Consider the following 14917-nt stretch of genomic DNA (forward strand, 5'->3'; position numbering starts at 1 on the left):
GGGGGCGCCGCGCGGGGGCGCGCGGCCCCGTCCATCACCACGCCGTTAGGCGCGCGGCCACACGCCGGTATCGCGGCGAAGACCTCGGCGTAACACGGGCGCAATACGGGGGGTATCGAATGCCCACGGACCGTGGGGGTTCAGTCGAGCGGTTGGGGGATCGCGCCATGACGGTGAATCAACTCCCGGTGGACATCGGGGTGTTCGTGCGGTACATGGGCCGGATGACGGCCCTGCTCGATCGGTACGGCGGCTGGTACGGGGTCTTCTCGCAGCGCGACCCCGACGGAATGGCGGCCTGTCTCGACGGCAGCGAGATCCCGCCCTGGGACGTGGTCGAGTCGCTGCTCCAGGACCTCGCGCCGACGCACGGCCCGGAGGCGGTGGCCCGCGAGACGGTGCGGGCCCGGGCGCTGCACACCGCGGCCGCCGCCGCGTACGACGCCCGCCCGGGCGGCCGCGAGGCGCTGCGCGCACGGCTCGCCCTGATGCTCCGCGAGCAGGCGTACGCGGCCGACCGGCTGCCCGCCGCAGCCCCGGACGAACTCGCCTGGATCCAGGACGACCTGGCCCGGGCGACCGCGCGCTGCGCCGAACTGCGCGCCCGTATCGCCGCGTTGGGGCCGGAGGTCCCGAAGGGCTGGTTCAGCGAGCGGGCGGTGGCGCGGCCCGGCGGTTCGGCCGAGGGGGAGGGCGGCCCGGGCGGGTGGGGCGGCCCCGCCGGTCCCGGCCGACCGGGCGCCTCCGGCGAACCCGGGCCGCCCGGAGGTGCGGGTGCACCGGCCGCCGATCCGGCGCCCCGCGTCCCCGCGCCCCGCCCCGCCGCGCGCCGTATCTCGCGCGGGGCCCGGTTCGCCGGGATCGAGGCCGACGCGGCCGAGGCGGAGGACTCCGGGCCCTTACTGCCGCCGGTCGCCGCCGCCGCGCCCACCGGGGCCCGGTTCGGCGGCGGTTGGCACACCCGCAGGCAGCCCGAGCACGCCCGGGGAAAGAGCGAGCAGCGGCAGGAGCGGGCGGACGACCGCGACCAGCGCCGGAGCGTGCGCGAGGCCGTCGTCCGGCTGGTGCGGCTGCGTGCCCGGGGCCGCACCGGCGAGGCGCACGCCGTGCTGTGCGAGGCGGCCGCCGGGCCCGCCGCCCTGCTGCCGCTGTTCGCGGGCGAACTGCACCGCGCGGGCCTGGGCGCCGACTGGGCCACCCTGCTGTGGGAGGCGGCCTCGCTGCCGCCCGACCGGCTGGCCGCCGCGGCCGACGCGCTCGCCGCCGCCGGCCAGGGCGCCGACTGCCACCGGCTGCTGCGCCAGGGCGTGAGCCGGCCCGCCGAGCAGATCGCGGACGCGGTGCTCGCGCTGGGTGACGCCGGGCGCGAGCGCGAGGCGGACGCGCTGCTGAGCGCCTTCGTCCGGGTCCGCACGCCGGAGGACGCGGCGCAGCTGGCCGCGCACGCCCCGGCGCGGCTGGGGCCGCAGCTGCTCGCCGCCGCCGGAGCGGTCTCCGAGGGGCGACGACGGGACGTCCTCCACGCCTTCCGGGTGGCCAGAATTGCAACAGAACGTTGAAGACTTCGGATTGAGGTGAGGGCGCGGCTGGGCAGGGTCCGTACCGATGGACATGGACTCCCGCACAGCCCCGCCGCGCATACCCTGCCCGCGTACGCCCGCCGCCGCCGCGTTCTTCGACGTCGAGGGCACGCTCCTGGCCGTGCCCGGGCTGCCCGAGCCGTGCCGCGACGAGCCCGGGCCGCCGCTCGGCCGCCTCTGGCACGCGCCGGTCCTCGCGGCGCTGCACGACCACGCCGCCCGGGGGCATCTGGTGGTCCTGGTGACGCCGTCGTCCGCCGCCGCCGTCGCGCCCCTCGCGCGCGAACTGGGCGCCGACGCCGTGCTCTGCGCCCGGCCGAGGTCCCCGATGCGCGGCCAGGGCAAGGGGTACGCGGCCCGCGCCCTGCTGCGCGAGCACGCCCTGCTCGCCGCCGACTGCTACGCGTACGCGGACGAGGCGGCCGACCTCCCGCTGCTCGCCGAGGTGGGCCACTCGGTGGTCGTGGGGGAGGACCCGGTGCTGCTGAGGCACGCCCGGCGGGGCAACTGGGCCCGGCTGCCCGGCCCCGTACCGAGGGAAATGTGATCGACTTCGTGGCGTAATGGAGATGGTCTTGCCACGGTGCGTGACGGGCTTTACCGTCTCTCCACACGCAATCTACGCGTGTGGATGCCTGGCTGACGGCCCGTCTAAGGAGCAGCTCATGGCCACTGTTGTCCGCGCCGCACTGGTCCAGGCCAGTTGGACCGGCGATACCGAATCCATGATCGCCAAACATGAGGAACACACCCGTGAGGCGGCCCGGCAGGGTGCGAAGATCATTGGATTCCAGGAGGTCTTCAACGCCCCGTACTTCTGCCAGGTGCAGGAGCCCGAGCACTACCGGTGGGCGGAGCCGGTGCCGGACGGGCCGACCGTGCGGCGGATGCAGGAGCTCGCCCGCGAGACCGGGATGGTGATCGTCGTCCCGGTCTTCGAGATCGAGGGCTCCGGTTTCTACTACAACACCGCCGCCGTGATCGACGCCGACGGCAGCTACCTGGGCAAGTACCGCAAGCACCACATCCCCCAGGTGAAGGGGTTCTGGGAGAAGTACTACTTCAAACCGGGCAACCTGGGATGGCCGGTCTTCGACACCGCCGTGGGCCGGGTCGGCGTCTATATCTGCTACGACCGCCACTTCCCCGAAGGCTGGCGGCAGTTGGGGCTCAACGGCGCCCAGCTCGTCTACAATCCGTCGGCCACCTCGCGTGGACTTTCGGCCTATCTGTGGCAGCTGGAACAGCCCGCTTCGGCGGTGGCCAACGAGTACTTCGTGGCCGCCATCAACCGGGTCGGCCGCGAGGAGTACGGCGACAACGACTTCTACGGCACCAGCTACTTCGTGGACCCGCGCGGCCAGTTCGTCGGCGAGCCCGCCAGCGACAAGGAGGAGGAACTCCTCGTCCGGGACCTCGACTTCGGGCTCATCGACGAGGTGCGCCAGCAGTGGGCGTTCTACCGCGACCGGCGGCCCGACGCCTACGAAGGGCTGGTGAAGCCGTGACCGCCCTCTTCGACCGCCACCGCGCGGTCCTGCCCGAGTGGCTGGCGCTCTACTACCGGCACCCCATCGAGATCACCCACGGCGAGGGCCGCCACGTCTGGGACGCCGAGGGCAACCGCTACCTCGACTTCTTCGGCGGCATCCTCACCACGATGACCGCCCACGCCCTGCCCGAGGTCACCAAGGCCGTCTCCGAGCAGGCCGGCCGGATCATCCACTCCTCGACGCTCTACCTCAACCGCCCGATGGTGGAGCTCGCCGAGCGCATCGCCCACCTCTCCGGCATCCCGGACGCCCGGGTCTTCTTCACCACCTCCGGCACCGAGGCCAACGACACGGCGCTGCTGCTCGCCACCGCCTACCGCGGCTCCAACCAGATCCTGGCGATGCGCAACAGCTACCACGGCCGCTCGTTCAGCGCGGTCGGCATCACCGGCAACCACGCCTGGTCGCCGACGAGCCTGTCGCCGCTGCAGACGCTGTACGTGCACGGGGGCGTCCGCTCCCGGGGCCCCTACGCCGAGTTGAGTGACCGTCAGTTCATCAACGCGTGTGTGGCGGACCTGGAGGACCTGCTCGGGCACACCCGCGAGGTCGCCGCGCTCATCGCCGAACCCATCCAGGGCGTCGGCGGCTTCACCTCGCCCCCCGACGGGCTCTACGCCGCCTTCCGCGAAGTCCTGGACCGGCACGGCATCCTGTGGATCAGCGACGAGGTGCAGACCGGCTGGGGGCGCACCGGCGAGCACTTCTGGGGCTGGCAGGCGCACGCCGAGAACGGCCCGCCGGACATCCTCACCTTCGCCAAGGGCATCGGCAACGGCATGTCCATCGGCGGTGTGGTGGCGAGCGCCCGCGTCATGAACTGCCTTGACTCCAACTCCATTTCGACCTTCGGCGGCTCCCCGGTCACCATGGCCGCCGGCCTCGCCAACCTCTCGTACCTCGTCGAACACGACCTCCAGGGCAACGCGCGCCGCGTCGGCGGCCTGCTCATCGAGCGGCTGCGGGCCGTCGCGGCCCAGCTCCCGCTCGTACGCGAGGTGCGCGGCCGGGGCCTGATGGCGGGAATCGAACTGGTCCAGCCGGGCACCGACGAGGCCCATCCGGAGGCGGCGGCCGCCGTGCTCGAAGCGGCGCGCGAGGGCGGTCTGCTCATCGGCAAGGGCGGCGGCCACAACACCAGCGTGCTGCGGATCGCCCCACCGCTGTCCCTGACGGTCGCGGAGGCGGAGGAGGGCGCGGCGATCCTGGAACGGGCCCTGCGGAGCGTCTAGTCCGGCCTGAACGTGTACGACCTGTACGTGTACGAAAGGGAGCACCACCCATGAGTACCCGCACCCTGATCACCGGCGGTCTGGTGATCACCGCCGCCGACGAGATCCACGCCGACGTACTGATCGAGGACGGCCGCATCGCGGCGCTCGCCGCGCACGGGTCGAGCGCGGCGCAGGGCTGGAGCGCCGAGCGGACGATCGACGCGTCCGACAAGTACGTCATCCCGGGCGGCGTCGACGCCCACACCCATATGGAGCTCCCCTTCGGCGGGACCTTCGCCTCCGACACCTTCGAGACCGGGACCCGGGCCGCCGCCTGGGGCGGCACCACCACCATCGTGGACTTCGCCGTGCAGTCGCCGGGCCACGCGCTGCGCGAGGGCCTGGACGCCTGGTACGCCAAGGCGGACGGCAAGTGCGCGATCGACTACGCGTTCCACATGATCCTCTCCGATGTGAACGAGCACACGCTCAAGGAGATGGACCTGCTGGTGGAGGAGGGCATCACCTCCTTCAAGCTGTTCATGGCCTACCCCGGCGTCTTCTACAGCGACGACGGCCAGATCCTGCGCGCGATGCAGCGCTCGGCCTCCAACGGCGGGCTGATCATGATGCACGCCGAGAACGGCATCGCGATCGACGTCCTCGTCGAGCAGGCGCTCGCCGCCGGGCGCACCGACCCCCGCTACCACGGCGAGGTGCGCCGCGCGCTGCTCGAAGCCGAGGCCACCCACCGGGCGATCCAGCTGGCCCGGGTCGCCGGGGCGCCGCTCTACGTCGTCCATGTGTCGGCCGAGGAGGCGGTCGCCGAACTGGCCGCCGCCCGGGACATGGGCCTTCCGGTCTTCGGCGAGACCTGCCCGCAGTACCTCTTCCTCTCCACCGACAACCTGGCCGAGCCGGACTTCGAGGGCGCCAAGTACGTCTGCTCGACGCCGCTGCGGCCCAAGGAGCACCAGGCCGCGCTCTGGCGGGGGCTGCGCACCAACGACCTCCAGGTGGTCTCCACCGACCACTGCCCGTTCTGCTTCGTCGGGCAGAAGGAGCTCGGCCGCGGCGACTTCTCCAAGATCCCCAACGGGCTGCCGGGCGTGGAGAACCGGATGGACCTGCTCCACCAGGCGGTGCTCGACGGCCACCTCACCCGGCGCCGCTGGATCGAGATCGCCTGCGCGAGCCCCGCCCGGATGTTCGGGCTCTACCCGAAGAAGGGCACCATCGCCCCGGGCGCCGACGCCGACGTCGTCATCTACGACCCGCACGCCGAGCAGACCATCTCCGCCGAGACCCACCACATGAACGTGGACTACTCGGCGTACGAGGGCAGGCGGATCACCGGCCGCGTCGAGACGGTCCTCTCGCGCGGCGAACTCGTGCTGCACGAACGGCAGTTCACCGGACGCGCCGGACACGGCGTCTACACCCCGCGGGCCACCTCCCAGTACCTCGGCCAGTAACCAGGAGCAGCACCACATGGACTTCGGACTCGTCCTGCAGACCGACCCGCCCGCCTCGACCGTCGTCGGCCTCATGCGCCGCGCGGAACGCAACGGCTTCCGCTACGGCTGGACCTTCGACTCGGCGGTCCTGTGGCAGGAGCCGTTCGTCATCTACAGCCGCATCCTGGAGCACACGCGGCAGATGCACGTCGGCCCGATGGTGACCAACCCGGGCACCCGGACCTGGGAGGTCACCGCCTCCACCTTCGCCACCCTCAACGACATGTACGGCAACCGCACGGTGTGCGGCATCGGCCGCGGCGACTCCGCGATGCGCGTCGCCGGACGCAAACCCAACACCCTGGCCCGCCTCGGCGAGGCCATCGGCGTCATCCGCGACCTCGCGGAGGGCCGCGAGGCCGAGGTCGACGGACAGCGCCTGAAGCTGCCCTGGGTCAGGGACGGCAGGCTGCCCGTCTGGATGGCGGCGTACGGACCGAAGGCGCTGGCCCTCGCCGGGCAGAAGGCCGACGGCTTCATCCTCCAGCTCGCGGACCCGTTCCTGACCGAGTGGATGGTCAAGGCGGTCCGCACGGCCGCCGTGGAGGCCGGGCGCGACCCCGCCTCCGTGACCATCTGCGTCGCCGCGCCCGCCTACGTCGGCGACGACCTCGGCCACGCCCGCGAGCAGTGCCGCTGGTTCGGCGGCATGGTCGGCAACCACGTCGCCGACCTGGTGTCCCGGTACGGCGAGCACTCGGGCCTGGTGCCCGAGGCGCTCACCGACTACATCAAGGCCCGCCAGGGCTACGACTACAGCCACCACGGCCGCACCGACAACCCGGACACCGCCTTCGTCCCGGACGAGATCGTCGACCGCTTCTGCCTCCTCGGCCCCGTCGAGGCGCACATCGAGAAGCTGAAGGCGCTGCGCGACCTGGGCGTCGACCAGTTCGCGGTGTACGCGATGCACGACGCCCGGGAAGCGGTCATCGACGCGTACGGGGAGCGGGTGATCCCGGCGCTGAGCTGAGGAATTGCGGGGGCGCCCGGCCCGCACCGGGCGCCCCCGTCCCCGTAACCCGCCCCTCCCCACGGCCCGTTCGCCCTCCCCCTCGTCCCCCGAACGAATGGCCCCGCCCATGACCGACACCGCCATACCCACGGACACCGCCCCGCCGGACAGCCGCTTCGCCAACGACGACCTCCGGCCGGTGCCGCCCGAGGAACGCCGCTGGACCACGTACAACTTCGCCGCCCTGTGGGTCGGCATGGCGCACAACATCCCCTCCTGGACGCTCGCCTCCGGTCTGGTCGCCCTCGGCATGGACTGGAAGCAGGCCGTGTTCACCATCGCGGTCGCCAATGTGATCGTGCTGGGCCCGATGCTGCTCACCGGGCACGCGGGACCGAAGTACGGCATCCCCTTCCCGGTGCTCGCCCGCGCCTCCTTCGGGCTGCGCGGTGCCAATCTGCCCGCGCTGATCCGGGCGGCGGTCGCCTGCTGCTGGTTCGGCATCCAGACCTGGATCGGCGGCCAGGGCGTCTTCGTCCTGCTCGGCAAGGTCTTCGGCGGCTGGGCCGACGCCTCCGTGATCGGCGGCGAGCTCTGGACGCTGTGGCTGTGCTTCGTCCTCTTCTGGGCCCTGGAACTGGCCATCATCCACCGGGGGATGGAGACGCTGCGCCGGTTCGAGAACTGGGCCGCGCCGTTCGTCCTGGTCGGGGCCGTGGTGCTGCTGGTCTGGATCGCCCACAAGGCGGGCGGCCTCGGCCCGCTGCTCGACCAGCCGTCCAAGCACGGCTGGGGGCGGGACTTCTGGCCGGTCTTCTTCCCGTCGCTGATGGGCATGATCGGCTTCTGGGCGACGCTGTCCCTGAACATCCCCGACTTCACCCGCTTCGGCAAGGGCCAGCGCGCCCAGGTCTGGGGCCAGACCCTAGGCCTGCCGACCACCATGACGGCCTTCGCCCTGCTCTCGGTGCTCGTCACATCCGGTTCGCAGGCGGTGTACGGGGTGCCGATCTGGGACCCGGTGGAGCTGGTGGCCCGGACCGACAGCGTCTTCGGGCTGCTGTTCGCGCTGCTCACGGTCCTGATCGCGACGATCTCCGTCAACATCGCGGCGAACGTGGTCTCCCCGGCGTACGACCTCGCCAACCTGGCGCCCCGCTTCATCACCTTCCGTACGGGCGCGCTGATCACCGGTGTGGTGGGCGTGGTGATCTTCCCGTGGAAGCTCACGTCGACGCCCGAGCTGTACATCTTCACCTGGCTGGGGGTGGTCGGCGGCCTGCTCGGCACGGTCGCGGGCATCCTGATCGCCGACTACTGGATCATCCGCCGCACGGTCCTCGACGTACCCGACCTGTACCGGCCGGGCGGCCGCTACTGGTACCGGGCGGGCTGGAACTGGCGCGCGGTGGCCGCGTTCGCGATCGGCGGCGTGCTGGCGGTGGGCGGCTCCTACTCGACGGTCGACGCCAAGGGCGCCAAACAGGGCCCGTTCCCGGTGGACGGCCTGATCCCGGCCCTCAAACCGCTGGCGGACTACGGGTGGGCGGTGGGGCTGGGGGCGGCGTTGGTCGTCTATGCGGGGCTGATGGGGACGAGCGGGCGGAAGACGCGGGGCGGTGCCGCCCCGTCCCCCTAGGGGCGCGGGGAACTGCGCGACCAGCCCCCCACTCAGCCGCAGACAAACTCCGGGCCAAAAAGGGGCGCGGGGAACGGCGCGACAAGGCCCCCACTCGGCCGCAGACAAACTCCGGGCCAAGAAGGGGCGCGGGGAACGGCGCGACAAGCCCCCACCGGCCCGCAGCCGACCATCCGCCCCCCAGCGGAACGCTTAGGGCACCCTCGCGGTCCACTCCTCGTTCGAGAACTTCGTCTCCGCCAGGTCACGTGCCCGGCTCATCTCCTCCTCCGTCACACGGCCCTCGGCCAGCCCGTACCGCCCCCGGAACGAGGCGATCATCCGGTCGATGACCGCCTCGCGGGGCAGGCCCGTCTGGCGGCGGAGCGGGTCGACGCGCTTCTTCGCGCTCTTCGTGCCCTTGTCGGAGAGCTTCTCGCGGCCGATACGGAGGACTTCCAGCATCTTGTCGGCGTCGATGTCGTACGCCATCGTCACGTGGTGCAGCACCGCGCCCTCGTCCGCGACCACCCGCTTCTGCGCGGCGCCCGCGATCTTGCCCGCGTCCGTGGCGATGTCGTTCAGCGGCTGGTACCAGGCCTTCACACCCATGTCGCCGAGCGCGCCCAGCACCCAGTCGTCCAGGTAGGCGTAGCTGTCCGCGAAGGACAGGCCCTGGACCAGGGCGTCGGGGACCGAGAGCGAGTACGTGATGGTGTTGCCCGGTTCGATGAACATGGCGCCGCCGCCCGACACCCGGCGCACCACCGTGATCCCGTGGCGCTCGGCGCCCTCCGGGTCGACCTCGTTGCGCAGCGACTGGAAGCTGCCGATCACCACCGCCGGGGCGCCCCACTCCCACACCCGGAGGGTGGGCGGGCGGCGCCCGGCCGCCACCTCGGCGGTGATCACCTCGTCGAGCGCCATGTGCAGGGCGGGGGACTGGGGGCCGTCGTGGATCAGCTGCCAGTCGTAGTCCGTCCAGTCCGTCGCGTGCGCGAGCGCGCGGCGGACCGCGACGCCTACGCCCTCCGACGTCAGTCCGTACATCGTCGTGTCCGGCGGCAGCGCCGCGTCGATACGGGCCGCGAGCCCGGCGGCGTTCGTGTCGGCCGGGGCGCCCTCCAGCGCGTTGTTGATCGCCAGGATCGCCTCGTCCGGTTCGAGGAAGAAGTCACCCGCCACCCGCACACCGCTCAGCACGCCGTCCTCGACGTCCAGATCCACCACCACGAGCTTGCCGCCGGGGACCTTGTACTCACCGTGCACCGCTGCTCCTCCATCCGTTCCGAGCGGAATCAACGGTAGACGGGGGGTCTGACATTCCACGGAGGGCGTCGCTAGCCTGCCGGGATGGCCGATCACCTAGCTCACGCCGTGTTCGCCGGAGAAGCCGTGAACGCCGCGGATCCGTACGCCGCGCCCCCGTTCACCACCCGCCCCACCCTCCAGGGCACCTTCGGGATGGTCTCCTCCACCCACTGGCTGGCCTCGCAGTGCGCCATGGCCGTCCTGGAGGACGGCGGGAACGCCTTCGACGCCGCCGTCGCCGCGGGCTTCGTCCTCCACGTTGTCGAGCCGCATATGAACGGCCCGGCCGGCGAGGTGCCGATCCTGCTCGCCCCGGCCGGGGGCGCGGTGCGGGTGCTGTGCGGCCAGGGGCCCGCGCCCGCCGGGGCGACGGCCGACCGCTACCGCTCGCTCGGGCTGGACCTCGTGCCCGGCACCGGTCCGCTCGCGGCCGCCGTGCCCGGCGCCTTCGACGCCTGGATGCTCCTGCTGCGCGACCACGGCACCAAACCGCTCGCCGACGTACTGAAGTACGCCATCGGATACGCAGAGGACGGGCATCCGCTCGTCGAGCAGGTCGGGGAGACCGTGGACGGGGTGCGCGCGCTCTTCGAGAGGGAGTGGCACTCCTCGGCCGAGGTGTATCTGCCGGGCGGCCGCGCCCCGCGCCCGGGGCGGCTGCTGCGCAACCCGGCCCTGGCGCGCACCTGGCGGCGCCTCCTCAAGGAGTCGGCCCCCACGCGCGCGTCCGCGACCGGGGACGGCCGGGTGCGGCAGATCGAGGCGGCCCGGCGCGTCTGGCGCGAGGGGTTCGTCGCCGAGGCGCTGCTCGCGCAGGCGCACCGCCCCACCCTGGACACCAGCGGAGAGCGCCACACCGCCACCCTGACGGCGGCCGACCTCGCCGGGTGGTCCGCGACGTACGAGGACCCGGTGACGTACGACTGGAACGGCTGGACCGTGTGCAAGGCGGGCGGCTGGAGCCAGGCGCCCGCGTTCCTCCAGCAACTGGCGCTGCTTCCGGACGAGTTGCCGCCGTACGGCTCCGCCGAGTACGTCCACCTCCTCGTCGAGGGGTGCAAGCTCGCCATGGCCGACCGGGAGGCCTGGTACGGGGACGCGGCCCCGGTGCCGCTCGACGAGCTGCTCTCGGACGACTACAACGCGGCCCGGCGCGCGCTCGTCGGCGCCGGGGCCTCGTACGAGCTGCGGCCCGGCAGCCCCGGCGGGCGCCCGCCCCGGATCGCCCGTGAGGCATTACGCGCGCGTGGCGCGGACACCGGCGTACGGGCGGCGGGCGCCGGAGAGCCGACCGTCGCCGCCAACGGCGCCACCCGGGGCGACACCTGCCACCTGGACGTGGTCGACCGCTGGGGCAACATGGTCGCCGCGACCCCGAGCGGCGGCTGGCTCCAGTCCAACCCGGTCGTCCCCGAGCTCGGCTTCCCGCTCGGCACCCGGCTCCAGATGGCCTGGCTGGAGGAGGGGCTGCCGAACACGCTGACGCCGGGGCGCCGCCCCCGTACGACGCTGTCGCCCACCCTGGCGCTGCGCGACGGCGTACCGGTGCTGGCGTTCGGCACGCCCGGCGGGGACCAGCAGGACCAGTGGCAGCTGCACTTCTTCCTCGCCGTCGCCCTCGGCGCGGGCGAGCGCGGCGGACTCGGCCTCCAGGGCGCGATCGACGCCCCGAACTGGCACAACGACTCCTTCCCGAGCTCGTTCTACCCACGGGCGACCCGGCCCGGCAGTGTCACGGTCGAGGCGCGGACCGGCGCGGAGGTGGTGGCGGGGCTGCGGCGGCGGGGGCACCGGGTCACGGTCGGCGGCGCCTGGTCGGAGGGGCGGCTGTGCGCGGTCGCCCGCGACCCGGGGACCGGGATCCTGTCCGCCGCCGCGAATCCGCGCGGGATGCAGGGGTACGCGGTGGGGCGCTGACCCGGGCCGCCCGCCGACGTCACCTCGATGACGCCCGGAATTGGGGCCACGTTCGTCGATTGTCAGTGGGGCATGTTTTGCTGGACGCATGATCGAAGGGTTGCTCGCAGAGTTTCTGGAAGTCCGGTCGTCCCACGTCGAGGAGGCGGTCCGCAAGGCGGCGGCCGTCGAGATCATGCCGCGCTTCCGCCAGCTCGCCGCGCACGAGGTCCTGGAGAAGAGCGGCCCGCACGACCTGGTGACGGTCGCCGACCGGCGCGCCGAGGAGTTCCTGACCGAGGCCCTGACCGAGTTGCTGCCCGGCTCGGCCGTCGTCGGCGAGGAGGCCGTCGCGGCCGACCCGTCGGTGTACGACGCGCTGGGCGGCGACGCGCCGGTGTGGATCGTCGACCCGGTCGACGGGACCCGCCAGTTCGTCCGCGGCGAGGAGGGCTTCTGCACCCTGGTGGCGCTCGCGCACCGCGGCGAGGTGCTGGCGTCGTGGACGTACGGGGCGGCGCTGGACGTCATGGCGGTCGCGGTCCGCGGCCGGGGCGCGACGTTCAACGGCGCGGCGATACGGTCCGGGGCGCCCGCGCCCGGCGCGGTGATCGAGGTCGCCACCTCCCACCCGGACTACACGACGGACGACCAGAAGCGCGCGCTGCTCGGGCTGCGCACTGACGGCGTCAGCCCGCGCCCGTGCGGCTCGGCCGGGCTCGAATACCTGGCGGTCGCGCGCGGCGAGCTGGACGCGACCGCGTTCTCCTGGGAGCTGGCCTGGGACCACGCGGCCGGCCTGCTCCTGGTGACCGAGGCGGGCGGGGTCCACACCACGGTGACGGGCGAGCCGTTCCGGATAACCGGCGGCAACGCACTGCCGTTCACGGCCGCCCGGGACGCGGCGACCGCGGAGCGGGTGCGGAGGCTGCTGGCGGGGGAGTGAGCGGACGCGGGAGCCGCCGCGGGGAGAGGGATGCGGCCGAACGCCCGCCCCGGGCCCCCGCGCGGCCGCCTGGCGCAACCGCGCCCACCCCGGGCCTGATTGTCCGCGGCCCGGAATATGCTGGGTGCCTTGGCCACAAGGGCGTGAGGAGCCGAAGGTGCCGTCGATGCTCGATGCCGTCGTCGTGGGGGCGGGGCCCAATGGACTGACCGCCGCGGTCGAACTGGCCAGGCGTGGTCTGTCCGTTGAGGTCTTCGAGGCCAAGGACACCATCGGGGGCGGCGCCAGGACCGAGGAGCTCACCCTCCCCGGCTTCCGCCACGACCCCTGCTCCGCCGTGCACCCGCTGGGCATCGGCTCCCCGGCCTTCCGCCGGATGCCGCTCGACCGGTACGGACTGGAGTGGCTGCACCCCGAACTGCCCATGGCGCACCCCTTCGACGACGGCACCGCGGCCGTGCTCGCCCGCTCGGTCGCCGAGACCGCCGCGTCGTTCGGCCCGCGCGACGCGGGCACGTACCGCAGGCTGGTGGCGCCGTACGTGGACAAGTGGGACGTCCTGGCGCGCGATTTCATGTCGCTGCCGCTGAGCGCCCTGCCCCGCGACCCGATCGGCCTCGCCCGCTTCGGCATCGACGGACTGCCGCCGTACGCGTGGACGATGCGCCGCTTCCGGGACGACCGGGCGCGCGCGTTGCTGGCCGGGCTCGTCGGCCATGTCATCGCGCCGCTGAGCGGGGTGGCGACCTCCGCCGTCGGCCTGGTCTTCGCGCTCGCCGCGCACGCGAACGGCTGGCCGCTGCCGCGCGGCGGCTCGCAGTCGATCTCGGACGCGCTCGCCGCGTACCTGCGCGACCTGGGCGGCTCGGTGCACACCGGCTTCGAGGTGAAGCGGCTCGACGACCTGCCGCCCGCGCGCGCGTACGTCTTCGACACCTCACCGACCGCGCTCGCCCGGATCGCGGGCCTGGGGCGGGCGTACGAGGGGTATCGGTACGGCGCGAGCGTGTTCAAGATCGATTACGCGCTTGACGGCCCGGTGCCGTGGACCGCGGCCGAGGCGCGGCGGGCCGGGACCGTGCAGGTCGGTCCGTCCAGCCGCGAGATCGGCGCCGCGCTGAGCCAGGCGTCCGGGGGCACCGCCCCCGAGACCCCGTTCCTGATCACCGCGCAGCCCAGCCTCGTCGACCCGTCGCGGGCGCCGGAGGGCAAGCACGTGTTCTGGGCGTACGGGCACGTGCCGAACGGGTGGGACGGCGACCTCACCGACGCGATGGAGCGCCAGATCGAGCGGTTCGCGCCGGGCTTCCGCGACCTCGTGCTCGCGCGCGCCACGGCCGGGCCGCCGCAGCTCGCGGCGCACAACGCGAACTATGTGGGCGGTGACATCGCGTGCGGCGCGGCGAGCGGGTTGCAGCTGCTGCTGCGGCCCACGCTGTCGCTGTTCCCGTACACGACCCGGCACCCGTCGGTGTTCCTCTGCTCCTCCGCGACCCCGCCCGGCCCCGGCGTGCACGGCATGTCCGGGCACAACGCGGCGAAGGCGGTCTGGCGGGCGCTTCGGAAGGCGGACGGGCGATGACGGGTTCTGCTTCGCGGCCGGAGATCGTGCTCGTCCGGGGCGACATCACGGAGCAGTCCGTGGACGCGATCGTCAACGCGGCCAACTCCTCGCTGCTGGGCGGGGGCGGGGTCGACGGTGCGATTCATCGGCGGGGCGGGCCGGAGATCCTGGCGGATTGCCGCCGGCTGCGCGCGTCCCACTACGGCAAGGGCCTGCCGACGGGGCGCGCCGTGGCCACGACCGCGGGCCGGCTCCCCGCGCGGTGGGTGATCCACACGGTGGGCCCGGTCTGGCAGCGGGACGAGGACCGCTCGGCCCTGCTGGCCTCCTGCTACCGGGAATCCCTGCGGGTGGCGGGGGAGTTGGGGGCTCGGACGGTGGCGTTCCCGGCGATCTCCACGGGGATCTATGGGTGGCCGTTGGACGATGGGGCGCGGGTCGCGGTGCGTACGGTGCGGGAGGCGGCGGCCGTGGCGGGGTCTGTGGAGGAGGTTCGCTTCGTCCTCTTCGACGAGAGGGCGTATCGGGCGTTCGAGGAGGCGGCGGGGTAGGCAGGCGGGTTCGTTTTGCCCCTCCCCGCCCCGTTCCCTTAACCCTCCGGGGGCGGGTCATCCGCGGGCCGGTGGCGGGCTGGCCGCGCAGTTCCCCGCGCCCCTTCTCGGGTCGGTGTTTGCGTGCGGGTTGTGTGTGGTTGCTCGCGCAGTTCCCCGCGCCCCTTGCGGGGCCGTGGCTGAGGGCGCTGCACTGCCCAGGTAGCTTCTCG

Annotated in this window: 12 protein-coding genes; 11 read left to right on the forward strand and 1 reads right to left on the reverse strand. The window is 73.1% G+C overall.

Going from position 1 to position 14917, the window contains the following annotated elements; all coding sequences use genetic code 11:
- The first annotated feature begins 167 nt into the window (after positions 1 to 167).
- From BX283_RS31630 to BX283_RS31660, 7 genes are all read left to right on the forward strand, one after another.
- Positions 168 to 1559 carry a hypothetical protein gene (locus BX283_RS31630; protein ID WP_101390851.1) on the forward strand — a complete coding sequence of 464 codons (1392 nt, stop codon included), beginning with the start codon at positions 168 to 170 and terminating at the stop codon, positions 1557 to 1559.
- 52 nt (positions 1560 to 1611) lie between these two features.
- Complete coding sequence (locus BX283_RS31635) at positions 1612 to 2127, forward strand: HAD family phosphatase (RefSeq protein ID WP_218976532.1); 516 nt, start codon at positions 1612 to 1614, stop codon at positions 2125 to 2127.
- 118 nt (positions 2128 to 2245) lie between these two features.
- A complete protein-coding gene (locus BX283_RS31640) occupies positions 2246 to 3088 on the forward strand; it encodes a nitrilase-related carbon-nitrogen hydrolase (protein ID WP_101390853.1) in 843 nt (280 codons plus the stop codon).
- The gene (locus BX283_RS31645) at positions 3085 to 4365 is read left to right on the forward strand and encodes an aspartate aminotransferase family protein (protein ID WP_101390854.1); all 1281 of its coding nucleotides are present in this window, start codon (positions 3085 to 3087) and stop codon (positions 4363 to 4365) included. The genes BX283_RS31640 and BX283_RS31645 overlap by 4 nt, the downstream gene beginning before the upstream one ends.
- A gap of 50 nt (positions 4366 to 4415) precedes the next feature.
- A complete protein-coding gene (gene hydA / locus BX283_RS31650) occupies positions 4416 to 5822 on the forward strand; it encodes a dihydropyrimidinase (protein ID WP_101390855.1) in 1407 nt (468 codons plus the stop codon).
- Between the two features lie 16 nt (positions 5823 to 5838).
- Positions 5839 to 6837 (forward strand): TIGR03842 family LLM class F420-dependent oxidoreductase, encoded by a 999-nt coding sequence (locus BX283_RS31655; protein ID WP_101390856.1) that lies wholly within the window; start codon positions 5839 to 5841, stop codon positions 6835 to 6837.
- A gap of 109 nt (positions 6838 to 6946) precedes the next feature.
- Entirely contained in the window at positions 6947 to 8458 is a 1512-nt protein-coding gene (locus BX283_RS31660; protein WP_257583984.1) for an NCS1 family nucleobase:cation symporter-1, read from the forward strand.
- A 192-nt stretch (positions 8459 to 8650) separates the two neighbouring features.
- Here BX283_RS31660 and BX283_RS31665 read toward each other — a convergent pair whose 3' ends face one another.
- On the reverse strand, positions 8651 to 9706 hold the full coding sequence (locus tag BX283_RS31665; protein ID WP_101390858.1) for a biotin/lipoate A/B protein ligase family protein: 1056 nt from the start codon (positions 9704 to 9706) through the stop codon (positions 8651 to 8653).
- 195 nt (positions 9707 to 9901) lie between these two features.
- On the opposite strand from BX283_RS31665, the gene BX283_RS31670 reads away from it, so the two are divergent.
- The 4 genes from BX283_RS31670 to BX283_RS31685 all read left to right on the forward strand — a co-directional run bounded on the left by BX283_RS31670 (position 9902) and on the right by BX283_RS31685 (position 14705).
- Positions 9902 to 11665: a gamma-glutamyltransferase family protein gene (locus tag BX283_RS31670; protein ID WP_257584416.1), complete on the forward strand. Its 1764-nt coding sequence runs from the start codon at positions 9902 to 9904 to the stop codon at positions 11663 to 11665.
- 100 nt (positions 11666 to 11765) lie between these two features.
- Positions 11766 to 12590: an inositol monophosphatase family protein gene (locus BX283_RS31675; protein ID WP_373979312.1), complete on the forward strand. Its 825-nt coding sequence runs from the start codon at positions 11766 to 11768 to the stop codon at positions 12588 to 12590.
- Positions 12591 to 12747: 157 nt separating this feature from the next.
- Complete coding sequence (locus BX283_RS31680) at positions 12748 to 14172, forward strand: NAD(P)/FAD-dependent oxidoreductase (RefSeq protein ID WP_180357301.1); 1425 nt, start codon at positions 12748 to 12750, stop codon at positions 14170 to 14172.
- Positions 14169 to 14705 carry an O-acetyl-ADP-ribose deacetylase gene (locus BX283_RS31685; protein WP_101390861.1) on the forward strand — a complete coding sequence of 179 codons (537 nt, stop codon included), beginning with the start codon at positions 14169 to 14171 and terminating at the stop codon, positions 14703 to 14705. The genes BX283_RS31680 and BX283_RS31685 overlap by 4 nt, the downstream gene beginning before the upstream one ends.
- Positions 14706 to 14917: the final 212 nt, after the last annotated feature.

This window comes from Streptomyces sp. TLI_146 (assembly GCF_002846415.1).
GTDB lineage: Bacteria > Actinomycetota > Actinomycetes > Streptomycetales > Streptomycetaceae > Streptomyces.